23 protein-coding genes are annotated in these 23,924 nt (G+C 49.0%); 11 read left to right on the top strand and 12 right to left on the bottom strand.

All coding sequences use genetic code 11. From position 1 onward, the window contains the following. Window positions 1–21: 21 nt before the first annotated feature. The gene (locus MHN31_RS18805) at window positions 22–1,287 is read right to left on the bottom strand and encodes a LysM peptidoglycan-binding domain-containing protein (protein ID WP_239445046.1); all 1,266 of its coding nucleotides are present in this window, start codon (window positions 1,285–1,287) and stop codon (window positions 22–24) included. A 174-nt stretch (window positions 1,288–1,461) separates the two neighbouring features. Between MHN31_RS18805 and MHN31_RS18800 the strand changes: the two genes are divergently transcribed. Further along, complete coding sequence (locus tag MHN31_RS18800) at window positions 1,462–1,767, top strand: DUF6482 family protein (protein ID WP_010384913.1); 306 nt, start codon at window positions 1,462–1,464, stop codon at window positions 1,765–1,767. Window positions 1,768–1,800: 33 nt separating this feature from the next. Here MHN31_RS18800 and MHN31_RS18795 read toward each other — a convergent pair whose 3' ends face one another. The 4 genes from MHN31_RS18795 to MHN31_RS24410 all read right to left on the bottom strand — a co-directional run bounded on the left by MHN31_RS18795 (window position 1,801) and on the right by MHN31_RS24410 (window position 6,194). After that, window positions 1,801–2,274: a YbaK/EbsC family protein gene (locus MHN31_RS18795; RefSeq protein ID WP_010384914.1), complete on the bottom strand. Its 474-nt coding sequence runs from the start codon at window positions 2,272–2,274 to the stop codon at window positions 1,801–1,803. Window positions 2,275–2,348: 74 nt separating this feature from the next. Next, entirely contained in the window at window positions 2,349–3,248 is a 900-nt protein-coding gene (locus tag MHN31_RS18790) for a pepsin/retropepsin-like aspartic protease family protein (protein ID WP_239445045.1), read from the bottom strand. An 84-nt stretch (window positions 3,249–3,332) separates the two neighbouring features. Next, complete coding sequence (locus MHN31_RS18785) at window positions 3,333–5,294, bottom strand: TonB-dependent receptor (RefSeq protein ID WP_239445044.1); 1,962 nt, start codon at window positions 5,292–5,294, stop codon at window positions 3,333–3,335. 147 nt (window positions 5,295–5,441) lie between these two features. After that, a complete protein-coding gene (locus tag MHN31_RS24410; RefSeq protein ID WP_125561091.1) occupies window positions 5,442–6,194 on the bottom strand; it encodes a LytTR family DNA-binding domain-containing protein in 753 nt (250 codons plus the stop codon). A 334-nt stretch (window positions 6,195–6,528) separates the two neighbouring features. On the opposite strand from MHN31_RS24410, the gene MHN31_RS18775 reads away from it, so the two are divergent. From MHN31_RS18775 to MHN31_RS18765, 3 genes are all read left to right on the top strand, one after another. Further along, on the top strand, window positions 6,529–7,299 hold the full coding sequence (locus MHN31_RS18775; RefSeq protein WP_010384921.1) for a DeoR family transcriptional regulator: 771 nt from the start codon (window positions 6,529–6,531) through the stop codon (window positions 7,297–7,299). A 31-nt stretch (window positions 7,300–7,330) separates the two neighbouring features. Further along, on the top strand, window positions 7,331–9,151 hold the full coding sequence (glmS, locus tag MHN31_RS18770; protein ID WP_239445043.1) for a glutamine--fructose-6-phosphate transaminase (isomerizing): 1,821 nt from the start codon (window positions 7,331–7,333) through the stop codon (window positions 9,149–9,151). A 212-nt stretch (window positions 9,152–9,363) separates the two neighbouring features. Beyond that, the gene (locus MHN31_RS18765) at window positions 9,364–10,137 is read left to right on the top strand and encodes a sce7726 family protein (protein ID WP_239445042.1); all 774 of its coding nucleotides are present in this window, start codon (window positions 9,364–9,366) and stop codon (window positions 10,135–10,137) included. Here the strand turns inward: MHN31_RS18765 and MHN31_RS18760 are convergent. The 4 genes from MHN31_RS18760 to MHN31_RS18745 form a co-directional block, all read right to left on the bottom strand. Next, window positions 10,134–11,258 carry a beta family protein gene (locus MHN31_RS18760; RefSeq protein ID WP_239445041.1) on the bottom strand — a complete coding sequence of 375 codons (1,125 nt, stop codon included), beginning with the start codon at window positions 11,256–11,258 and terminating at the stop codon, window positions 10,134–10,136. The two genes, MHN31_RS18765 and MHN31_RS18760, sit on opposite strands and share 4 nt — an antisense overlap. A 1-nt stretch (window position 11,259) precedes the next feature. Next, a complete protein-coding gene (locus tag MHN31_RS18755; protein WP_239445040.1) occupies window positions 11,260–11,790 on the bottom strand; it encodes an ImmA/IrrE family metallo-endopeptidase in 531 nt (176 codons plus the stop codon). Further along, complete coding sequence (locus MHN31_RS18750; RefSeq protein ID WP_239445039.1) at window positions 11,744–12,205, bottom strand: hypothetical protein; 462 nt, start codon at window positions 12,203–12,205, stop codon at window positions 11,744–11,746. Before MHN31_RS18750 ends, MHN31_RS18755 begins: the two co-directional genes overlap by 47 nt. A gap of 464 nt (window positions 12,206–12,669) precedes the next feature. Next, window positions 12,670–12,891 carry a helix-turn-helix transcriptional regulator gene (locus MHN31_RS18745; protein WP_239445038.1) on the bottom strand — a complete coding sequence of 74 codons (222 nt, stop codon included), beginning with the start codon at window positions 12,889–12,891 and terminating at the stop codon, window positions 12,670–12,672. 234 nt (window positions 12,892–13,125) lie between these two features. Here MHN31_RS18745 and MHN31_RS18740 point away from each other — a divergent pair, with 234 nt between their 5' ends. The 3 genes from MHN31_RS18740 (at window position 13,126) to MHN31_RS18730 (ending at window position 14,189) form a co-directional block, all read left to right on the top strand. Next, the gene (locus MHN31_RS18740) at window positions 13,126–13,371 is read left to right on the top strand and encodes a helix-turn-helix transcriptional regulator (protein WP_275446854.1); all 246 of its coding nucleotides are present in this window, start codon (window positions 13,126–13,128) and stop codon (window positions 13,369–13,371) included. Between the two features lie 69 nt (window positions 13,372–13,440). Beyond that, window positions 13,441–13,602, top strand: coding sequence for a hypothetical protein (locus tag MHN31_RS18735; protein ID WP_164517560.1), 162 nt, complete (start codon window positions 13,441–13,443; stop codon window positions 13,600–13,602). Window positions 13,603–13,658: 56 nt separating this feature from the next. Then, on the top strand, window positions 13,659–14,189 hold the full coding sequence (locus tag MHN31_RS18730; RefSeq protein ID WP_239445037.1) for a hypothetical protein: 531 nt from the start codon (window positions 13,659–13,661) through the stop codon (window positions 14,187–14,189). Between the two features lie 174 nt (window positions 14,190–14,363). Here MHN31_RS18730 and MHN31_RS18725 read toward each other — a convergent pair whose 3' ends face one another. Continuing rightward, complete coding sequence (locus tag MHN31_RS18725; protein WP_239445036.1) at window positions 14,364–14,906, bottom strand: nuclear transport factor 2 family protein; 543 nt, start codon at window positions 14,904–14,906, stop codon at window positions 14,364–14,366. Between the two features lie 626 nt (window positions 14,907–15,532). On the opposite strand from MHN31_RS18725, the gene MHN31_RS18720 reads away from it, so the two are divergent. Together MHN31_RS18720 and MHN31_RS18715 are read left to right on the top strand one after the other, a co-directional pair. Then, the gene (locus MHN31_RS18720) at window positions 15,533–16,138 is read left to right on the top strand and encodes a hypothetical protein (RefSeq protein ID WP_239445035.1); all 606 of its coding nucleotides are present in this window, start codon (window positions 15,533–15,535) and stop codon (window positions 16,136–16,138) included. Between the two features lie 100 nt (window positions 16,139–16,238). Then, on the top strand, window positions 16,239–17,096 hold the full coding sequence (locus MHN31_RS18715) for an NAD-dependent epimerase/dehydratase family protein (protein ID WP_239445034.1): 858 nt from the start codon (window positions 16,239–16,241) through the stop codon (window positions 17,094–17,096). A 148-nt stretch (window positions 17,097–17,244) separates the two neighbouring features. Here MHN31_RS18715 and MHN31_RS18710 read toward each other — a convergent pair whose 3' ends face one another. Further along, window positions 17,245–18,600: a trypsin-like serine protease gene (locus tag MHN31_RS18710; RefSeq protein ID WP_239445033.1), complete on the bottom strand. Its 1,356-nt coding sequence runs from the start codon at window positions 18,598–18,600 to the stop codon at window positions 17,245–17,247. 171 nt (window positions 18,601–18,771) lie between these two features. Here MHN31_RS18710 and MHN31_RS18705 point away from each other — a divergent pair, with 171 nt between their 5' ends. Then, window positions 18,772–19,041, top strand: coding sequence for a winged helix-turn-helix transcriptional regulator (locus MHN31_RS18705; protein ID WP_239445032.1), 270 nt, complete (start codon window positions 18,772–18,774; stop codon window positions 19,039–19,041). 42 nt (window positions 19,042–19,083) lie between these two features. On the opposite strand, the gene MHN31_RS18700 is transcribed toward MHN31_RS18705, so the two are convergent. Next, window positions 19,084–21,084 carry a S8 family serine peptidase gene (locus MHN31_RS18700; RefSeq protein ID WP_239445031.1) on the bottom strand — a complete coding sequence of 667 codons (2,001 nt, stop codon included), beginning with the start codon at window positions 21,082–21,084 and terminating at the stop codon, window positions 19,084–19,086. 265 nt (window positions 21,085–21,349) lie between these two features. Between MHN31_RS18700 and MHN31_RS18695 the strand changes: the two genes are divergently transcribed. After that, window positions 21,350–23,869 carry a M1 family aminopeptidase gene (locus MHN31_RS18695; RefSeq protein ID WP_239445030.1) on the top strand — a complete coding sequence of 840 codons (2,520 nt, stop codon included), beginning with the start codon at window positions 21,350–21,352 and terminating at the stop codon, window positions 23,867–23,869. Window positions 23,870–23,924: the final 55 nt, after the last annotated feature.

Here is a 23,924-nt window from a genome sequence, read left to right as displayed (position 1 = left end):
GCGTGTCCTTTTCACAGTTGGTTAGGGCGCTGAGAGATGAATGGCCAGTGTTTCTCCCAGCCGCAGGCGGTTATTGTCACGCTGGTTCCAGCGCTTCAGGTCCTTGACCGATACGCCAAACTGCTTTGCGATGCGCCACAAACTGTCGCCGCGTTTGACTACATAGTCCAGTTTTTCTTCGCGTGACGGTAACAGTAACGTCTGACCAATGCGGATCATATCGCTATCGAGCTGATTAAACTGGCGCAGCTCACTGACTGACACATTATGTTGCCCGGCAATCCGGCTCAGGCTGTCGCCCCGGCGAACCACCACTTGCCGCCAGCGTGAATCTGGCAGTGCCTGAAACTCAGTGGCGGCCAGTTGCCACTCTTGCGCCCGAGCCGTGGGCACCAGCACATGACCTGGTCCGTTAAGCAGTACCGGAAAGCGTCGAAAACCGGGGTTGAGGACTTCTAATTCTGCCCAGTCATGTTGGTCGGGCAAGATCACGGCTTTTTCCAGAGCCAGTTGGGTAAAGGCGGGTTGATTGTCGATGGCCGGAAAGTGCATACGCTGTTGTTTTAGCAAGGCGGCCGCGGCCAGTAGTTTAGGCACATAATGTCGGGTTTGCTTTGGCAGGCTCAGCGAGAAAAAATCTGTGGGTTTACCTGCCTTGCGGTTGCGGGCGATGGCGGTGGCGACCCGTCCTTCACCGGTATTGTAGGCTGCAATGGCATGATACCAGTTTCCGTCAAAGCGTTTGTGCAGGTACACCAGAAAATCGAGCGCCGCCTGGGTCGACTGGAGCAGATCTTGTCGTCCGTCAAACCAGGGGTTTATGGTCACGCCATAGTGTTTTGCAATCAAAGGTGTCAATTGCCATAGCCCGGAGGCATGTTTTTCTGAGTAGGCCTGGGCGTTGAAGTCGCTTTCTATCAGCGGCATCAGGGCCAGTTCAATGGGCAGGCCGCGACGTTCAACTTCATTCACCAGATAATACAAGTACGGCCGGGCGCGATCGCTGATGGTATGCATATACTTGGGGTGTTGCAGATACCAGTTAACCCGCTTCAGCACTCTGGGGTGGGTCGAGCTGGCAAAGCTGAGTTGCATGCGAATACGCTGCCAGACGTCATCACTGGTATGGGGCGTTGGCAGTGCAGGCAAAGGCCGGTCAGGTTCAATGTGGGCCGCGGGTGTAGTGTGACCGGTCAGGTGTTCTTCCGGGGCATGCTCTGAGCGGGTAGATTGACAACCGCTGAGTAATATCAGGGTTAACAGCAGGAGAAAAATTCTGACTGACATCGGCTATTCGGCGTTATTATTGTTTGTTTTGATTGTATATAAGTTGGGAATTTTTGCCACTCTTGTTGGGCCAGGTTGATCGCTCTGCCAGAACTGTACGTAAATTGAGCTAAACTTACCTTTGTGATCAGGGCTCAGCCCTGCATCTTAATTCCGTACCGTCAGGGGGCTTTTATGTTACGTTCCGAACTAAAAAACGAGCTTGATCAGAACCATATGGATGCCGTGATCCTCAGCTATGCCGACTCTAACCATTATCTTGCCGGTGGACTGGATGCGCTGGGCAACTATCATTTACTGACTGATCGTCAGGGCAAGACCATGACCTACAACTCCCTGCGCGAAGCCGAACTGGTGCTGGCTGAATTGGGTGCTACGCAGGCAACGTTTGATATGGAAACGGCCTACGATGAAATGATCGGCAATGTCAGCGACGGCCATTGCCGATTTGTGATGCCCCTGAACAAAGAAACACTTTAGCGGTGCGCCTGCGTTGCAAAGCGCAGGGGTACGTCAATGCATCGTTTCGTGACTGAATCGCAGATGTTTGGCGTTTTCCATCAACTGGCGAAAATCGGCCTGTGCGAGCTTTAACAGGTGACGGTGGTCGCCTGATTCTATGTATACATGGGGCTGGTTTAGCAGCAGGTCGTCGTAGACCGTATCCAGGTGATACGCATCGGCAATGGGCGGTACTGCCCCTGGGCTGCAGTCAGAAAACAACCGATATACCTGGCGTTCTTTCATCAGGTGAAAGCGCCGTTTCAGGGCGTCACTGAGGCTGCTCAGGCTGATTTTGTAATTGGCTGGCAGCACAGCCATCAGACGTTTACTTTCGTGGTCTTCCAGCATCACCGCTTTGGCCAGTTGGGGTAAGGGGATCTGGCTAAGATAAGCTGAACCAAATGACGACTGACTTTCGACGTGTTCGATGACGCGATAAGGGATGAGGTGTGTGTCTAAGTAGGCACTGATACGATGAGTCATGGGACCTCCTCGTGTTTACTTACTGTGGTCATTAAGTATAGACGAGCAGGCCCGGTTAAGCAGAAAATATCCGCTCAGAGCTTTTCTGGTACGCTCAAATGCATGTTGCCACGTGCATAGTCCAGTGTAACCAGAAAATGCTTAAGCACATCGTAGCCAAGTATGCCTTTGACTCTTTTGCCTTTGATCATGCTTGAAGTGTGTGCATATTGCTTAAGGGAAGTGAGTTTATGGCCTTTTTCCGGGTAGGCAAGTTGTACGTTTGACAACACAAATGGACCGAATGTGAGTTCTTCCAGTTGGGTGGCTCGCAGCGCACTTTGCGCATTGACACCCTGCGACACCATTTGGCGGTCTTCCGGCCCGATCAAGTCCAACCCCTCGGCAAGGCGGCGACTAATCAACACGCCGCTGTTGCTGCCGGTATCCAGTAACAGCCAGACTTTTTTGCCAGCCATCTCAACCTGAACAATCGGTAAACCCGAGCCTTTGTGTGGCTGGGTTTTGATGTTTTCGTGCTTGGCGACGTTTATCACATCTCGGGTCACCATACGTATGCGGCTGTTGGGGTAGTCAATCTGAACCACAAACTGGCTGAAAAACCCCGAGCCAATCAGCAGGCTATTCTGCGCATTGCCCATGTTTATTCCTGCCAGCTGGCTCAGTTTGGTTTTGATCCCAAATATCTCCACGTCGACATTGGCATATTGCTTTCTGCGTTCAGTATCATGCACTCCCTGGATCTGGACATGGCCATGGTGCGCCAGGTTCAGTTGGTGGAAGTCGATAAAATTCTGGTTGATGGCGTTGAGCTGGGCACCGGTGTCCAGGATAGCCATGCTCTGTTTTCCAGCCACCGTCACCGGGACTTTTATGTGGCCATTGTCCAGCTCAAATGGGATCCAGGGGGTGATACTGGCCTGCGTGCATGCCGATACCAAAATGATGAGAAAAAAGCCGATGAGTCTTGTCATATAGGTGTTCTTCCTTGTATTTAACTATATTTATCAAACTCATTATGGCTGAATTTTTCTGCAACGGCCAGTGGCCGTCCCCGGCTAGAGGCGGCCACTGAGTGTCAGGCTGAATTGCGGTTGAATATTTTCATCCAGCACTTCTTTACTTGCCAGTGGCTGGCTGCGGTCCGGCGCGTAAAGTGCTCTGACATATTGATACTTTGCCTTATTCAAGGTGTTCATCTCGGCCCTGAGTGACAACCCCTGTCCAATCTGGGTCTGTACAAATGCACTGAGCTCAGTACTGGCGCGCTCTGTAAAAACTTCATCATGAAAGTATTCTCGCAGACGGGTAGGCAAAAAGGCCTCAACGCCCCAGGATAACCGAGTTTGATCGCGACGGAACCCAATGATCAACTCGTGCGGGGTCAGATCTGTAATGGGTCGCGTGCCTGTCAATGGGTCTTCATAACGCGCATCGCGCCAGGTGTAGCTCAGTTCAATGCGGCTGGCGCTGAGCAGGCGGCTGGTATTAAAGCTCCACTCGCTGTCCAGACCAAAGTAGCGGGCGCGCCCGGCGTTAGCGATGGCACCATTGCCATTGGCTTGAAGCTGATATTCGTGGATATCCTGTTGCCACTGATAAAGCGGGCTGAGCGTAAACTCAAACAGATCGGCCCGGGCATATTGCCAGGTGAGCATCAGCTCGGTGTACTGCATGGGTTTGAGCTGCTCGCTGCCATTTTGCGTACGTACAAAACCACTGCTCTGGGAAGTCTGAAACAGTCCAAAGTCCAGCTGCTCAACCTGGTGCTGGGCGCTGAAAGTCAGTTGTGAGGCTTCACTGAGGTCGTAGCCAAGTTTAAGCTGAGGCTTTAACAGGCGATGTTTTAACGTCTGCTCAGCGTGAATACCGGATTTCAGGGTTGCCTGCTCCAGCGCGAGTTTGCCCGATACTTGCCATTGCGGTGCAATTTGCCAGCTGGCGGCCAGAAACGGCTCAAACCGGGTTTCGGTGACCTTGCTGCTGAGCACGTCGCCATCGTCCTGTGTGTCGGCGGTGACTGAGTTGTAGCTGCCTTCGATACCGATACTGGGTTGCAGCGCATGGGTCGGGTTGCCATAAGCCAGTCTGAGTACCTGTTCACGCGCACGCTCACGTTGCTCAAAGGTGGTTAATGCTGGTTCCAGGTGTTGCCATTCCTGTATAGACAAGTCCGATTGCTCACGTCTGGCAAGGCCTGTGAGCTGAAGCTGCCACTCTGAGGCTGTCTCTCTTAGCCAGTCAAAACCCAGCTCGTATTCCTTCTCCGCTTCGTCGTCGGTTGTGCCATTCATGGGGGCTGGCAGCGCGGGTGTCCAGCGATAGCGGGTCAGCCAGTCGATGTGTTGTGCCGAAGCATTCAGTTGCAATGTGCCGTGTTTGAGCTGTTTACGACTGATCAGAGCGAGCTGAGCCCCCTGTTGCCGTTCAGAAAAATGCTCCTGCTGCACCTCAGGGGCCTGCTGTGGATCAGAAAACAGGGCCAGTTCACCAGACGAATAGGCATGGTTGTTCACCCATTTCACGCTCATCGTGTGCTGCCACTGAGCAAGTCGGGTTTGCATACTCAGCATGGCTTCGCTCAGCTCATGGTAGCTGTGCTGTGACTGCAATTTGGCGCGCCAGTCAAGGGTGGCACCCTGAGCTTTGGTTGTGATGTTCACCACCTGAGTGTATTCACTGAGCTGGCTGAACGGATGTTGGCCGGTATAGAGTGCCAGGCTGGCTATCTGACTGATTGGCAGCTGACGCAGCAGGGTTTCAATGGAATCGGATTTGGACAAGGGCACGGTGCCATCGATCAGCACATTGCTGCTGGCACCGCTGAGGCCACGCTCATTGTTGCCTTCGCTCAGCACGAAAGTGGGTAGCTGGTTGAGCAGATCCAGGGCATGCTGGGCATTAAACTGGGCCAGCGCAGCCTGATCAAACACTTTGTCGGCCTGCTGCTGAGCATAAACCGGTGTAAACAGGGTGCACACCAGCAGCGAGTGCAGCAGAGCTGATTTAATTGGATACATATAACGCTCCTTGAAAGTTTGTCCTATTTTAAGGGATTCAAACCAAGAGAAACAAAAGCTTAGGGGCCAGTTGTGGCTGGCAGGGATGAATGGATGTGAGGCGTTTGCTAATCCCGACGGATGTGGGACGAATGGACAGGGTGCATTTCAGACTTTTTGTGCAAACCGTGCTTTTACATCCTGTTTATAGCCTTTACTTAGCGCAACCTGAGCACCACCGCTGAGCTGAATAATGGCACTACCAGACGGTTTGTTCTGGATCCTGTCTATGGCGTACAGGTTGACTACATGAGAGCGGTGGGTGCGGATAAACTGAGGCGGCAGCTGCGCCATCAGCTCTTTGAGTGTGCCACGTTTTAGGTATTGCTGTGTGCGCGTATGGATCTCCATATAGTTACTGGCCGCCGTGACATGGGTAATGTCATCAAACGCGACAGGCGCTTTGTCTTTGCCCTGATCTGCCCACAGCACAGGATGTGCCTGGTTTTGCTCCGCAATGGTGCGAAATTGGGTGTGCCATAAAATGGTGAGGACAAACAGAACCAGCAGATGTGCCGGCGCAAAGTAGTAGAGGGTATAGGCGATGGGGTCGTCCAGCGCCACCAGATCAAACAGGGCCTGTAACAGCATGGCTATGAGGTAGGCGCCTGCCATGATTTTTAAAAATAAATGGGTGTTTACCCGGGGAGCGGGTTCAAGCTGCGCCAGTGCGCGGAAAACCAACGGAGACAACAGATACCACAGCCCCCATTCCTGCACAGCCCACCACAGCGGGTTATTGAGGCGCTCGTCTTCTGGGACCGACCAGTCGTGTAGCAAGTCTATAAAGGTCAGAAAGCCAATCACCAGCGTCCAGCCGCACAGCGAAAGTAGCCATTCTTGTCTGATCCGAGCCGACACCACATTTTCCCATATTTGATACACCCGCGTATTTTAGCATCCTGCTAACGGATGTGAAGTTAAACAAACCGGCTATCATTCAAGCTTAATAAAGTCACAGAGCGCTTTATTGACCACAGCAGCAGTCATTGCGGCCTGCGAGCCTCTAACGTTATCCCGGCCAAAGAGCCGGGAACCCCTCACAGCCTGCACAGCAGGTCGGTTTTTTATGCCCAATTCATACTCAATCCCAAACCTAAAAACCATGATTAAAATTTAACTTGTTTCGAATCGTAAGTTTCGACTATAATTTCGCAACGTTCGAAACGAAACTTATAACTAATATAAAACCACGATGACCAAACGCAATACACAACAACGCAGACATACAATTCTTGCCATGGTGAATTCTCAGGGCGAAGTCAGTGTAGAGGCATTAGCCAGTGAATTTGCCACATCAGAAGTTACGATTCGAAAGGATTTAACCGCATTGGAAAAAAGCGGCCTGTTACTGCGTCGCTACGGTGGTGCGGTGGCGCTGCCACAAGAGATAGTCGCCAAAGGCGATGATGAGCGCGATACGCTACGTAAAGTGGCAATCGCCAGAGCGGCAGCTACATTGATTAAAGACCATCACCGCATCATCATCGATAGCGGCCGCACAACGGCGGCGATGATCCCGGAGCTGGCGCAAAAGCGCGGGCTGGTGGTGATGACCAATGCCATTAATATTGCCAACCGCTTGTTGGCACTGGAAAACGAGCCAACCTTATTGATGACCGGTGGCACCTGGGACCCGCATTCGGAGTCTTTTCAGGGGCAGGTTGCCGAGCAAGTTTTGCGCTCCTATGATTTTGATACCTTGTTCATCGGTGCCGATGGCATTGATGTGGCAAGGGGCACCACCACGTTCAACGAGCTGGTGGGACTCAGCCAGGTCATGGCCGAAGCAGCCCGTGACGTGGTTGTACTGGTCGAATCTGAAAAGATCGGCCGCAGAATTCCGAATTTAGAATTGCCCTGGGATCAGGTCACGACCTTGATCACCGACAACAACCTGGCTGCTGACTTGCGCCAGGCGATCGAGGCCCGTGGCGTGCAGCTGATCTGTGCAGAGGTAGAGTGACAACACACAAAGTGCAAATAATGGAGAATTTATGTGTGGAATAGTTGGTGCGGTAGCAGAACGTCCTGTTAACCGTATTTTGATCGAAGGTTTAAAGCGTCTTGAATACCGTGGGTACGATTCAGCGGGTGTGGCATTAAGCAATGCAGGCACCCTGAATACGGTTAAGGCAGTCGGTAAAGTGGCGAACCTGGAAGCGGCTGTGGCCGAGGCAGGCGTTAGCGGTCATACGGGTATTGCGCATACACGCTGGGCAACACATGGTGGTGTAACAAAAGTAAACGCTCACCCACATATCTCTAATGAAGAGATCGCGCTGGTCCACAACGGCATCATCGAAAACCACGAGTCACTGCGCTCAGTATTAAAAGACGACGGCTATACGTTCGTGTCTGACACAGATACCGAAGTCATGGTCCACCTGATCCACCAACTGCGTCAGCAGCACACCACTTTATTGGACTCAGTCAAAGCGGCAGTGAAGCAGCTGGAAGGTGCCTACGGTACTGTGGTATTCGACAAAGCCAACGACGACGAAATCATCGTTGCCCGTTCTGGCAGCCCACTGGTGATCGGCCTGGGTCTGGGTGAAAACTTCATCGCGTCTGATCAGCTGGCCCTGCTTGCTGTGACACGTAACTTTATCTTCTTAGAAGAAGGCGATGTGGCGCGCATCACCCGCGAAACAGTGGAAATTTACGACATCAACGGCGAGCCGGTTGAGCGTGAAGTGGTTGAATCCAACATTTCTCAGGACGTGTCGGGCAAAGGCGAATACCGCCACTACATGCTCAAAGAAATCTACGAGCAGCCAATGGCCGTACGCAATACGCTGGAAGGGCGTTTAGACGGCGACAAAGTCTCAGTAGATGCATTTGGCGATCAGGCTAATCAGATCTTCAAAGACGTTAAGCACGTTCAGATCATTGCCTGTGGTACCTCTTACCACTCAGGCATGGTGGCGCGTTACTGGCTTGAGCAATACGCAGGCGTAAGCTGTAATGTCGAGATCGCCTCTGAATTCCGCTATCGTGAGTCGTTCGTACACGAAAACAGCCTACTTGTGACCATTTCTCAGTCTGGTGAAACTGCCGATACACTGGCGGCACTGCGCCTGGCGAAAGAGCAGGGTTACATGGCCTCTATGACCATCTGTAACGTGCCGGGCTCATCACTGGTACGCGAATCTGATCTGGCCTTTATGACCAAAGCCGGTGCCGAGATTGGGGTTGCGTCAACTAAAGCTTTCACCACGCAATTAGTGGGCTTATTGATGCTAACTGCGTCAATTGCACAGGAAAAAGGCCGCGACCAGAGCGTGATCGTGAACGCCATCAAGACCCTGCCAAACAAGCTGGAAGAGTCACTGAACATGGCCGAAGGCATCGAAGCGCTGGCAGAAGAATTCGCCGACAAGCACCATTCACTGTTCCTGGGTCGTGGTTCACAGTACCCAATTGCAATGGAAGGCGCACTTAAGCTTAAAGAAATCTCGTACATTCACGCCGAAGCCTACGCCGCAGGCGAGCTGAAGCACGGCCCACTGGCCCTGATCGACGCCGACATGCCAATCATCGTCGTCGCGCCGAACAACGAGCTGCTTGAAAAGCTGAAGTCGAACGTTGAAGAAGTCCGCGCCCGCGGCGGCATCATCTATGTCTTCGCCGACAAAGACTCGAAGTTCGCATCAGACGACACTATGCGCGTAATGAACGTGAATCACGTAGAAGACATCATCGCACCCGTTGTCTATACAATCCCGCTACAGCTGCTGTCGTACTACGTTGCCGTGATCAAAGGCACCGACGTCGACCAGCCACGCAACCTGGCCAAGTCAGTGACGGTAGAGTAAGTTGGGTTGATTGAACAATAAAGATTGATCCATACTAGAAAAGGCGCGAAAGCGCCTTTTTTGTGTTGAATAAGCAAAAAGTTCGGATTAATAGCGTCACATTTAGTACTTCCTTTTGTTACGTTTACGGTATAATCCCTCGCCCTTGTTGAAAGATAAATTTATTAGCTATACTGTTTATTAGTACAGTGTAACTAGGTCACTTTACGCGTATGCTGCTCGAGCCAGATATTAAAGCTATTGTATTAAATCACCTGAGAAACAAAGGTGTTATTAGTGCTAACTCCACAATTATAAATGAGTTTACTCTTCACAATGATGACAGAAGGGTAGATCTTGCTGTGTACGAGAAAGACCGGTTCTTTGCTATCGAGATTAAAAGTGAAGCAGACTCTTTGTCTCGTTTAAAGGGTCAAATTGATAGGTATGATGAGCTATTTGACAAAGTGATTGTTGTATCGGCTCCGAAGCATACACAAACGATATTGGAGACGCTCCCTACTAGGATTGCTGTGTGGGAAGTTAGCGCTTCAAAAATAACAATAAAGCGTAGAGGCAAAATTTCATTTGTAACAAATAAGGAAAGTCTTTCCAAGTTACTTCTTAAAAATGATTGGGACAAGCTCGCCAGAGCAATGAATCAACGTGCAGAAGGGGAAGTATTACTTCCTGACTCTTTATCAATCAAGGAGCTCAGAGTAATGGTAAGGAACTCCATACGGTCTCGCTTCTCTAATAGCTCCTCTCATTTTTGGGAAGTTACTAACCGGAGAATCATTAACCCAGAGGACTTACCTTTATTGAGCCGCTTTCTAATTGAAAGAGGCATATTGAAGTCTAATCGCCAAAGTAGGGAATTATTTTGGGAAAAGTGGTCCAAATCTACCTTTGAAGATGATTTACAAATGTATCAATCTAGGACATATCAAGTACCTAGTAACTTTGGTCAGGTTCCGGAAGAAATCTTAGCACTCCTTGAGGCTTAGTCTTCCCAATCGTCATCTGTATCAACTATCTCAAGGTTTTCCCCGTAGTGTAGCTGCCTATGTAAATGGATATTAATCCTCACAGCGGTAGCTTTCGCTGGACTATCAATACCATAGCGTTCGCCTTTTTCAGTTCTTGATATCAGCTGTGTACCCCACAAGAGTAGATTTGGCTCCCAATAATTTGAGTTTTTGATACGTTTAGCTATCGTTCTATAAATTTCGTTTTTCTCACCCTCTTGTACGTTGGAAGGATCTAAGTAATTTTGTCTGACGAATCTCCAATCATGTTCTAGAGGATAGTCTATCCTTGGAGCTGGTAAGCCGCCGCCACCTGTAATTTTTTCCGCTCTAGCACTACCTCGGTCTGAGTAGATAAGAGACACTCTATCAAGTGAATCTTTAATTTTGTTGAACAGCAAGCGTTCATATATTGGTTTTTCCCCATCTTCGAAACCTGCGAACTCGAACGGAAAAGAAGATCCACTAATAGCTATTTTAGCTGTTGGTAATTGTTCGGAAGTGTACTTGACTAGAGCCCTTATTTTATCAATAAACTTCATTATTCCATGCTGAATTTGCCCGTAATCAAAGATTATTGTCAGCTCATGTATATCTCTTTGTTTTAAAATTTCGATCACTTCGTAGCATCTATATGACTCTATCTCAGGTTGACTAAATTTGGCGACTATACCTCTCTCTAAAGATGCTAGTTTAGTGAGTTGACTGTCTAAGTGTTCTGGTGAGTGTAATTGTAAAGTTGGTATGGCATTCTTTTTGTTTATTAAATACTTGTACCAATTATCGTAACCGTTTTCCTCGTTCAAAAGAGTTTGTATTTCCCTGAATACCTCTCGGGGGAATTCACCAGTCCTTAGGAATTCTGGATGATTAAGAAAGTCTTTGTCTATATCAGCAATCCAGTATCGGTCACCGATCGACTTCTCTATTCTCTCAATCGTCTTTTCGAGTTTATGTGAGCCTACCCAACCTCTCAATTGAAAAAGAGGCAGCATCAGGTCTTTATCTTTTTCTGGAAGCTCTTGAAGTGCATTCATCTCCGAAGGACTTATATATAAAATAGGAAGGTATTGGATTTCAGAAAGGTTATTTCTAGACATTTTACGCCTTCCCCAATCTGATTTGCATTGCAGTTATCGAAACTTCAAATTCTTTAGCTAAAGTTTCGATCTTAGTTTCTATTCGTTTCCCTTCTAGAAGTTTTAGTCTCTCTTTAACCAGATTCCAAGGCATTAAAATATCAGCCCCTAGTCTGTTTGCTTGTTGCTCCAACTCATCAGACAAAACAGAACGATATAAAATGTCATCTACAATACCATCACCGATAAGATCGCGATGAATCAAAAAGTGGGCTATCTCATGTGCAAGTGTAAACCGTTGTCGCTCTTTAACATCATGCCTATTAATTCTTGTTGTTACTTGCCCATCGAGTTCTTTTATTTCCCCTGAGATACCAGCCTGGAGGGTAGCTCTTTTGACTGTTATCCCTAACTCCTTAGCAATTTTTCCGATTTTAATTGGGAGCTCGTTATGGTTATTTAAAATAATACTTACTTGGTCTGGTGTTAGTCGTGACCATTCGTTGCTATACATTCTCACCACCTGTGTTGCCTTCATTTCTTCTTTGTTCATCATCTTCCTGAAAATTGTCAGAAATACCTCTATAAGCCACGACTTCTACTGTGTGCTTAACTAGGCTATAAAACTCTGAACCATTGAAATAATCTTTAGCTATTGTTGGTAGTTCCTGCTTGGTGTGCTTAATAGAGCTGTCTTCCGCAACTTCTTTCGCGGAACTTATAGCTGCGTTCATTGCAGCTTTTTTGACTTCTCTGGCACCAAATACAGCAACAACAGCAATTATCGCACCTAATACAGTAACAATCACCGCCACAGCAGTTAGTAATACACTGTACCAAGCATTTTGAGGATGGCCATTTAGTCTTGATATATCAGCTGCATAAGTTGAGTTTTTCGCATCTATTTTGAGCAACTTGGCATGCAACTCAGCATTTTCTGATTGTAGTGCTTTGATGGTTTCATTCATCACGCTAACTTGGCTGCTTAAGTGCGAAATTTCAACACTAGTTGGACTGCTACAGGGTTGACTCTGCATTTCACTTTCAGTAACTAAATCGCAAGCATTACCAAGGAATGACATGCAGAGAAAGCAAGAAAGTACCACATTATATAATCGCATCGGCAAAATCTTTATCCTTACATTGGCACTATGCTGAACATATACTATACACTGAGTCTCTTGTCGGCAATATTCCAAATTAGCGTCATTAGCTACATCTAGCATTCAAACCAGATAAAGGGTGTGCAGTGTGGCAGCCTTTTTTGATAGTAAGTTATACGTGAAAAACTTCGTCACACATTTATGTAATAATATTTATGAATGATCTATCACCTATGCTGATTTGTGCTAGACGCAATGAGTAGAACTATCAACCTATAGAAATTGCATTGGTGACAGAAGTGCTTTTAAGTGATTGACATTTCAATTTTTCACTCCTCCCGCCCCAAAATAAAATCAATGCCTGGGCAGGTAAAGTCGTCGCCGAACATGAGGTGAAGATGATAAATCTGTTCTATGGTCATCACGGTTCTGCCGGACTCGAAGTTGCTGATGGTGGATTGGTCCACATTGAGCTTGGCGGCCAGCTGGGCTTGTGAGAGTTTATGATCTCGTCTGAGGTTGCGTAGGTTTGCCTGTAACGCTCGTAGCATGCGGTTGACCTTTTGATTCCTGATGTGTGCGTTGTTTTTCATTCCTTTCCCTTTTAGATCAACCGGTTTAATAAACGTAGCTGGTTATTTATGATTCAAGGTTATGCTACCGGAATGTGAGTCCAATAGGTTTGACAATATACTTTTATTTTTCTTATCATTAACATTTGTGGTTGTTTAGATTGGGCACCTTTGTGCTGCGCGTACGTGAGGTAGAAAACCAAGGATAGAAAATTGACTCTCGATTCAAAACATCTGGTTCAGCAGCTAAGGCTTTCTGGGCCTTACAGTGTGATACAGTTTGCAAAGAAATTGGGTGTGTCAAAACAAACGGTGTATAACTGGGAGAGTGGAAAAACAGCACCAGATTTACCACAGCTTATCAGGATGTACGTAGTTTGTGGGCTAAATCCTAGGTCGCTTTTACCTCAGAAGAAACAGCAAGGGGAGATTAAAGAAGACCCGAGAATTTCTGAATGAGGCACTTCTTTCGAAGCAGTTCACTTGTTACACTCAAAACGTTATGTAACTCAACAATTAGGGATTAATATGAAAAGTACGATTAAAAAAAAGCACTTAAAAACATTGAATGCGCATAGTTTAACTGCCGTGGCTGGGGCTAGTGGTGTTTCTGGTGGAGGCGGTCAGGTAGACCCGAAAGCTGCACCTATTGACCCTGCTTTTCTGAAAGGGTACAAAAAGTCTAACTAATTTCCTGGATTTATATGGACGTTTTATCTCAATTATCAGTAGATCATAACCATTTGATGAATATTTTCATATGGTTTGCACTTGTCTTAGCCGTGTTTGCCAGCCGCAACAGCCCTAATGTCAGATGGGTGGCGTGCAGTATACTCATTGCCAGAACGGCAGACATACTGCTGTATGGTTGGGCACTGACAACTGAGGGTTGGTTCTACCTGATTATGAGTGTGCAGGATGCGGCGCTAATCCTGTTAATTGTAAAACGTCACGCTGTGGCTTCGGTTGTGGCTGGGCTCAGGCTGGGCACGCTGAGCCAGTTTGCCAAAGATTGCCTGTCTAACTTTAAGATGACGTCGAACGAGCTGATGTACGTGCTGGTTTTATCTGCATCTGTTGTGGTTAATATTGCGGCATTGATCGAGCGGGAAATCAGACAATTCACCGAGTTTAACCCCATGTTTATCTATAATGCTTACGAACCCATCAAGCTGGTACTTACGCTATTGTCAGTTCTGGCTATTATGTCTTTGACGATAGATACGGTGCGTGGGTTTTATTCTAAAGACAAGGTGGAAGACGGTCAGCGACAGTAATTAATTTTAGTCGTTGTTTTGTGTATAATTAAATAGCAAAAAACCGCTCGGACTGTTGTAGCCACTAGAGCGGTTTTTTAGTTTTAGCTGCCTAGGTTTGTTTGCAATCAAAGCTCGTCACGTCGTTTCAGCCAATGCAGGTGTTTTCCACACTCACCCCATCAACACTCTCTATCAAAACACGCCATTGTCATTTTGAATGTCGCCACCGCTGAAAAGTGAGTATATACGCATTGACAGATCCAGGGCCTGGATTGAGTCCCAGTGTTCCACAATGCGGCCGTCTTCGATGCGCCAGGTGTCGATGATGTTCATGCCTTTCTGGTCATTGCCACGGTGATCTTTATCCAGTGTGGCGTGAGAGTGAAAAATTACGAAGTCGCCGTCTGTGTAGATGTGTTTTACGTCGTAGCTGTAATCCGGGTAGCTCTCAACAAACTCCTGTAAGAAGCCGACCAGACCGGGGATTTTATCCGGCAAGTTGCGGTTGTGTTGCACGTAGGCACTGTCGTTGTAGTGTGCCAGTACATAGTCAAAATTGTGGTCGTTCATCAGGTTTTGTACAAAGTCGGCGACCAGGCGGGCATTGCTTAATTCCTGCTCGCTCCAGTTTGGTTTTTTTAACTGATCAAACTGGATTGTAGGGGCGTCTTTGCCAGCGGCCAAAGTGACGGTGCTGACCAGTAAAAGTAATGCTGCGCTCAGGGTTTTCAACATGGGGTGCTCCTCAGTTGTAATTCAGGGTTTAAGTCTCATCTGGTAACTATGGTAATTAATAGTAACCGCCTTTGCAAGAAGGCACAAATTGCTTACCAGGGCACTTTTTGGTAACCCGTGTCCTGAAACTTGGCGGGCGGAGTGGCTTTGGGCTAGCGCACAACGTGTTCATTAGATGGCATCGTCATACGGGGTGTCACAGTTGGGCTGCTTGTGTGAGTGTTTAGTGATTTTGCTTAAAGTGTGGGCCAATGATATTCGCTCTTTTCTGGTAAAGCTTTGCTTGTTACGGATATCAGGTTCGTATGTTTAGACACTGCACCCTCACAATTTAGGTGCCGGCACCTTCACAGACATAGCAACAGAGAGCCACGTTACTGATGTTTTGCGTGTTTGTTCGGATTGCGCGTGAATTATTTGGGGGAGGATAGCCCCTCGATAAACTGAAAAAGTAGTAGGGGTATCCAGGTTTTAAGCGCTTATGTCGCCAAGACTGTTTTCTAACTTACTGAAATTATTTGAAAGAAAAAGTTCGAACGGGCCCATTCAAACGACTTTCCGACCGTTTCTTTGCATTGTATGACCTCACCTGTTCACGGTTAACAACATTCAATGCGAGGAAGACAATGCAAAACGTTCAGCACACACCTACATCCTGGGATGCCCGATTTTTTCTGATTGCCGGTGGTTTCATGTTAATCAACACCCTGTGTTTATGGGCGCGTCATTTTTCCGGATATCAGCTGTCCATTTTGTGGCCCGCGATCCCGGCGATTATCGGGCTCGCATCCAGTGTCCTGGGGTTGTATAAACTGCACCCTCGAATTGTGTCGCGAGCGCCGAAACTGACAAAGTGGGGTGCGGGGTTTGCACTGGCGGCTTTGCTGGCACTGAGTATTGGGGCCTGCTGGGTCATTGCCAGTGCAGTGCTGGGCGATGCCACCAGAGGTGTTGGCATGCAGGCGCTGATAGGTTTGTTTATGGTTGCGATGGTGGGTGCCTTTATTTGCAATGCGCTTGTCTGCCTGCGGGACCCTGCATCGCGCACGCTGGGCATGGCTTTGTCAGTCCCCGTTGTATGCTGGAGCCTGATGTTACTGGTGGGCATGTTGTATGGGGCTGAAGTGGGGTTAGCGCTGGACTTTTACACCAATGGGTTACTTGCGCTGGCGTTTGTGTGGGCCAGCCGGGTGATCCGCTCTGATACGGTGGCCGGATCTCAGGTGGCGTGAATAGACGCCGCGGGTGCTTTAACCAATACGACAGTGTAGATATTTGGGTACATATTGCGCTACTGTGGTTGTATGTTTTTAAATCTGAAAGGAGAAACAGATGAGCATACACAAATCGGTATTTGTGACTGGCGGAACAGGTAATATCGGCAGTGCCATAGTGCAGGAGTTGATAGCGCACGGTTATCAGGTCAAGGTGTTATGCAGAAATGCAACAAGCGCCGATAAAGCCGAGCAACTTGGGGCAATCGCAGTGACGGGGTCACTGACTGGGCCGCAACCCTGGCTCAGTGAGCTTACCAACTGTGATGCGTTTATCCATACCGCCTGTACCTTTGATGACAAGATGGGTGAGGTCGATGCGACGCTTATGCAGGCTGTGGCTGAGTATGCCTTAACACGCACTACGCCACTCATACTGGTCTATACCGCGGGGTGTTGGGCCTATGGTAGCCATGATACGGTGATCACCGAAACCACGCCAAAGCACTCAGTGGCCGATTTTCAGTGGATGCTGGATAACATCGCCTGGTTATCGGACAAAGAAAACATCGACTTACGCGTTGTCAGCCCGGTCAATGTGGTGTGCGAGGAAGAGCACTATTTACCGCCCATCCTGAGCTGGGAAATAGAGCGCTGTGGCCACCCTGTGTTACCGGTGGACGAAGCACAAACCTGGTCGCTGGTTGAGCGTCAGAATTTGGCAGAGTTATATCGGCTGGTACTCGAACGAGGAAGATCGGGAGAAGAATACATTGGCTCTGCGGAACATCGTGCCCCGCTGGCGCGTTTATTACGGCAACTGTCTGAGCAACCGATTGAATGTGGGCAGGCGGCGCAGTGGGCAAAGCAGTATGGTAGCTGGACAGAAGGCTATGCACTGCAACAGGTGTTCTCAAGTGATAAGGCTATGCGCGAGTTAGGCTGGCAACCCAGACCTTTTTTAAATCTGGATTAAGGCCCTGCATAGGTAAAATGACCCTGATGAGGTGCAAAAAGTGGGCTTCACATCCTCAATGGCCTTTAACCGCACTTCACTGTGTGATCGGCAGAAGCCGGTTCAGGTTTATCTGCCCCGGCTGCTACGTGGGTGTTTAAAGACTGACTTATGGCTGTCGGATCACATTGACGGACACTTCAGCACCGTGATCGACTCTGGACGGTTTAAAGGCGACAAGCAAGCTTGCAAACTGATCTAACTGGTTGAGTCTGAGCTCAGCAGTACCCTGATAGCGGTGGGACTTTAAACGTCGATTGCCTAGCTTGGTAAAGGAGCCGTCAGCTCTGATCCCAATCACGGTTGCTTTCACTGAGCGTGACAGGGCGCTGATGGCTTTCAGGTCAATCACCGCCCGAGCGTCTCTGCCCTGGGCCTCAATCGGGTTATCAATAAATACACCGGTATAATGTGTGTCCGAGATATACACGGTGTTTTGTAAATAATCGATGCCGGCGTGGGCCAGAATATCGACCAGGGCCGGGTTGTTCTCCAGGTTAACTGCGCCAAACAGATTAAAGTTTTCTTGCGAGTTATCACCGCCACCACATTGCCCTTTTTGCGCATTGCTGCCCTGCGAGGTGACGCCTAACACAGTGGCTGGACGCTGCCGAGTGGTGATTGAGGAGCCGCTATCTCCGCCGCATAACAGGCGATTTGTATAGAGGATATTGTGTCTGTATTCGTCTTCGCGAAACGCATCGCGTTCAGCACCATCACCCGCGCCAACGGTTGGACGTGCTTTTCTGAAGGTGATGTCCAGCGTACCATCTGTCTGATCGGAATCGCCATACACAGGGCTGGCACCTACCACGGTGAGTTTTTTGCCCTCTACCTGATGTCTGGTAAAGCTATATCTGGATGGCAGGAACGCAGGGACATAATCCGCAGGCGCCGCCGAGTTGAGCTGGAACACGGCAAAATCATCCTGGGCAAAAGCGATGCGCTTTTCGGCATTTTGTAACGACGGAAAAGCATATTCGGCGTGAACATGCAGCTGTGGCTGCGCATCGGCCTGACCTTTAATATCAATAAAATGCGTCTGATTACCTTCATCATCGCGGATATCTGTATTCCCGATCAACATAATTTTGTGTGTTAGCACGTCGTCGTCTTTCAGCTTAAAAAGAGTATGCAGCGTGTGCTGATCCACGCAGTGCCCGGCTGTTAATACCCAGTCCTGAGTGAGTAAAGTACCAGAGCAGCGGCTCAAAAAACGCGTTCCCACCTTAAACGTTAACCCTACTGCATAACCATACCTGACATCTGTCTCATCCAGCTCCGGGCCAATGGCCTGAATGCCAAAGTCTGGGACAGTTGTGCTGGCGAGCGGGTCGTTGTTGTGTGTATTCTGCTGGTTATGTAGGCCAGCCATGTAGTATTCGATAGACTGAGTTTGTGCGAGGGACAGTGAGGTGGTACAGAGCAGGCAAAGTGATAGCGTACGGCTAAGATAGTTCTTCATGATAGTTCCTTTAAATCCAATAAAAATGTTAACTGCTTGTTTAATTTAAACATTCATCGAGTGTTTTGAATAGCTTTGTGTGAGTCTTTTTTTACTCAATGTACTATTTCTGTGTGCGCATCAGTTTATTTTGCATCAGTAAATTGGTGTTTGTGATCGGATAAGTGGAAGGTGATCATTCTGTTTCACCTGCGTGACAACACGCTGCGTTTTGGTGAGCTGAAAAAGCGCATTCCTAAAATCACGCAAAAGATGCTGACTCAGCAATTACGGGAGCTTGAAGCCGACGGGCTGGTCTCTCGCGAGGTGTATGCAGAAGTGCCGCCCAGGGTGGAATACACCAGTACCGGATTGTCGGATGAGCTCAGACCGATCCTGGATATGCTGTGTGAATGGGGTCAGCGACAACAGCATGTGGTCCATAAAAAAGGCGACACCTAAGTGTCGCCTGACTGCTAGCTCTCAAAAATAAATCGTGGGCGCTTAGTTACAGACGCCTAAATCAGTCCAGACTTTCCAGGCATTACCCACGTTAGAGTTTTGCGCTGGGTTTTTGCCACGGTGCCACCAGTTGCTGTGGTATTTGCGACCGTTGTAGGCAACTTCATTACCTGAACGGTAAATCTTGCTGGCAGACCAGGTTTCCAGGCCGCTACAGCCAGTATTGTTGTTGCCATCAGTGACTGCGACTGACTGAGAGACAGTGTGCGTAGCACCCGCATCATCTGTCACTGTCAGTGATACCTGATAGCTGCCGGCATTGGCAAATGCGTACGTGACGTTGACACCACTTGTAGCAAATCCGTCGATATTCCAGTCATAGGCCAGGACTTGACCATCCGGGTCGCGGCTGGCGCTGGCATCAAAGCTACAACCCAGGTCGGTACAGCTTGCTGTGAAGCTGGCAACTGGCAGTTGGTTTTCTTGTGTGCCGCTACAACCGTTAGTAGCAATATAGTCAGACGCGGCTTTGGCCTGTACTAAACCGTGACCATATTCATTGTCACGACCCACCGAGCCTAAATCGATTGCCGTGGCATTCAGGGCGTTACGGATATCTACGTTGGTACAGCTTGGGTGCTGGCTCCAGACCAGGGCAGCAACACCGGCCACGTGTGGGCTTGCCATAGAGGTACCCGATTTTTCATCGTAATCCAGAATGGCTTCGAGCTGAACTTGCACTGTGGCACCCACAGAGGATTTCAGTGCCGTACCGTCTTCCTGAGACAAAGAAATGACCGGAATGGTTACCCCATGCACGCCGTCTCCCAATGTTCCGCTGAACGAGCCTGCTGCATTGTTGTAGATGATGGCTGCAACACCGCCGCCGGCTTCACAGTTGGCCGCTTTGTCTTTGAAAGAGGCACCGCCACGTTCAATTAAACAGATGCTGCGCGTCGCGGCACAGGCATTCAGGCCCTGGCCACAGTCGACGAGTTCAGCACTGACGTTACCTTCTGCAGAGTTGGTCATGCCGCCGGCTTTAACAAATACTCCGTTGGCTGTTACACCAGCCGCCACACCGGTACCACGTGGCACCGTTGACAGGATGTTGGTACCTGGCGCTGCAATTTCTACATAAGCGTTATACTGTGATGTAGCGTTTTTCACGCGGTTTTCGTCAATATTCGCCACTGACATCACGGTTTCGTAACTGGCAGGGTAACTGACTGTGCTGTCCCCCTTGTTACCGGCTGCGGCAATGATAAGCACGCCTTTGTCATACGCAGCTTGCAAACGGTCCTGGAAGTACTGGCTGGGGCTGCCACCACCTAAACTCATATTGATGACTTTTGCGCCATTTTCGACACAGTTATCAACTGCTCGGGCAATCCGAGAGGTTAAACCTTGCTTACCATCGTTATCGAAAACGCGCACGTTGTGTACGCCAATTTTATCATTCGGTAGCACGCCGACGACGCCCTGACCATTTTTCAGTGCGACTATGGTACCGGCAACGTGTGTACCGTGACCTGAGCCATCCTGATCCCAGGTCAGGCCGCCAGGCAAGTCGGTAAAACCTGTGGCGTTTTGGGGCAGATCCGGGTGGCCCAGATCGTAACCAGAGTCAATCACACAGACTTTAAACAAGTCGGCGTTGGTGTCTTGTAACAAAGGTGCCTGTACTTCGGCCAGGCCATACGGTGAGACTTCTGCGCTGGTGGTCGATGAGAAAGGCACATATTCATAATCTTCTTCAATATAGGCGTACTGGCCAGACGCTTTAAGTTGTGCGACCTGCTCTGCAGTCAGCTCCATGGTAACGACTGTGCCTTGCTCATCATCTGACAGTACTTCTGCAGCTGGCTCAGCTGCGAAGTCGTGGGCAATGGCGGCACGGGCAAAGCGACTGGTTTGCGGTGCAAAAATCGCTAAGTCACTTTGCTTAAGAATATATTGCTTGGTTTCCTGTGCGTTGACGGCGGTTGATGATAGTGCAGATAAGGCAATGGCTAACGAGGTAAGTCTAAATGTCTTGTTCATGTTGCTTCCTACTGATTTTTGTTGTTGTTGCTTGTTATGTTTGCTGCATCTAATGCAATGAGGTCTGGATTATTGTCTATTTTGTACCTCATTGAGGATCAAACTACCCCTTGATGTTTCAATTTGCAACCCATTGTTAATGCAAATTACACAAATACGTAAAAATGATGAATAATTCGAAAACTCACTCATGCTGTGGTGCTTTTCTGGGCACCTGGTTTGGCGTAGTATGAAGGGATCGGATCTACAGGAAGTAATAATAACAATGACTTATAGATTAGGCGCGGTCGCTCTTTTATTTCTAATGACCTTTTTTTCACAGCCAGTGCTGGCAACGGATTACCGAATTGCAAAAGGGATATCGGTTGGGCAGCAGCACATCAAGCTGACGATCTCGCCGGGTGAACGCACCTTTAGCGGTGAAACCACACTTGTTTATAACTTCTCTCAACCTACTGATTATATTGCTTATCATTCTCTTGGCTTGACACTGAGTCAGATTGAGCTGCGGTATCGCGACAAACGGATTGCGTTACCTGTGGTGGCACCGGATCGCTTTGATATCGTGCGTCATACATTGCCTTTTAAGCTAGAAAGCAACGCAGAGCTGACGATACGATTCTCCGGTTTGGTTGGCGGTGTAGATAGTGTGCAGGGACTGTATCAGGTGGGTGGCGATGATGGACAACCAATCTTGTTTACGCAGTTTCAGGAGATGGAAGCACGTCGGGTGTTTCCGGGGGTAGATGATCCGGGTATCAAAACCGTGTTCACTCTGAGCTTAGATATCCCGGCCGATATGCAGGCCTTACACAATACACGCCCGGTTAATACACAGCGCCACGGCGACAGGCAGCTGATCCGGTTTGCACCGACGCCGAAAATAAATACCGATGTATTGGCCCTGGCGGTCGGCGTATTTGAGGCAATCCCCCTGCGCGATGCCGGGGTTGAAACGACGGTGTATATGCCACAAAGTGAACGCCAGCATGTTCCGGCAGAGCTGGGCACACTGATCAATCAGACCATTCGATATTTGTCCGACTATCTGGATTCTCCGTTTCCCTATGACAGGCTCGATTTCTTTATCGCGCCGATTGGCACACTGGCCGGGATGGAAAATGTCAGTCTGATCGCGCTGAATAGCAATCAGCTGCCTGCGCCGGATGCCAGCCAGGGAGACTTATGTCGCTTTCGCAAGTTGATCGCCCATGAGGTAGCCCATACCTGGTTCGGTCACACTGTGACGATGCAGTGGTACGACGATTATTGGCTTAATGAGTCGTTCAGTGAGTTTTTTGCTGCCAAAGTCGTGAATCATCATTACCCCGATAATTCAGCCTGTACGTATACGCCTCAGGTCAGGGCGTTTGGTGATGACAATCAAAGTGCCCCGGCGCTGAAGCGTCTGGTACAAACCCGCGCTGACAACGAAGGAACAGGCGCGCTTTATTATACCAAGGGGCGTGCGCTGCTGAACATGGTACAAAATCATGCCGGTGAGGCACGAATGAAACAGGCAATGCGTAAGTATGTGCGTACGTATCAGGGCGGGCATGCAACAACCGAAGATTTCACGCGTCTGTTTCCTAATTCATTGCGCGTAGACGAGATTGTTCAGAGCTATCTGACTCAGTCAGGTTACCCATTGTTGAGCGTCAATAAACATGCGGAACAGTTAGTCCTGTCGCAGCGGAGTTTTCAGGGAGAGGCGGGAAAACACTGGACTATTCCAATCGAAGTACACAGCTGGGACGGCGATAAAGTCTCGCAGCACAAGTTGGTCCTGTCTGAGCCATCTATGTCTTTAAAGGGGATTAATCCGGCTGCGGCGATCCTGGTTGACCCTGCGGGCGTTGGGTATTTTCGTAGTCATGATCAGTCTGGTAATGCGCTGTTCCCGCTGATTCAGCGCACCATGGCCAACCGGCTGGCGGATATGGATAACCGCGAGGCGTTGACCAAAGCGGGCTTGCTGAGCTATGTCCAGTACATCCACGGGCTGACTCAGTTGCTGCGCACACAACCTGCTGATAGCCTGGAGGCCAGCAAAGCGCTGGAGGTAATCAGTGATGCTTTTGTGGCGCAGATCCCAGCCAGTTTACAGTCGCAGTTTACGGACTTTTTACAGCAGCATTTGCCTTCGCACACCACATGGCAGGCACGACTTGAGCAGGACAGCGGGGGTGACTGGCTGTTGCTCTATGGGGTGTATCTTAAATCGCCCGAAGCGATTCATTTTGCCCGGCAATACATGCAGCGCACACCACTTGCTGAACTTAAGCACCGTGTGAGTGTATTGCGTGTTGTGGCTGCAAACAGCACAGATAAGGAGTACCGGGGCTTGTTGAGGTTGTTTGACACTGAATCCCGGGCAGTGCAGGAAGACTTGCTTAATGCACTCGGATATGTGGCAGGTGCAAATCAGGTTACTCTGTTTTATGATTTTCTACTCAGTGATAAAACGCGCAGTTTTGTGATTGACTATCGCTTTCAGTTTCCGCTCTTTCAGCCAGCACTTAGAGCGGTAGCTGCTGACTATATACAGCGACACAAAGCACGCATTCAGGCGCGTATTGTGGATGATCAGTTACAGTGGTTTCCTTACAATTTTATCACCGGGTGCTCAGAGCAAGACAGTGCGCTGGTGACACGTACCTTTACCAGCTGGCTTGATATTCCGGGCCTTGAAGGTAAACGAGATATAGTACAAGCCCACATCAACCGCTGTCACAAGGACACTCGCCGTGCACGTGAGGAACTTGCCCAACTACAGGCAAACTAGCTAGGGCTGGTTAGCCTTGAAAAAAACGGGCCCTTTTGATGGGCCCGTTTTTTAA

Source organism: Pseudoalteromonas sp. McH1-42, assembly GCF_022347845.1.
GTDB classification, from domain to species: domain Bacteria; phylum Pseudomonadota; class Gammaproteobacteria; order Enterobacterales; family Alteromonadaceae; genus Pseudoalteromonas; species Pseudoalteromonas rubra_D.
Note: the sequence above shows the minus strand (reverse complement) of the source record. Positions and strands in the feature narration are given on the sequence as shown.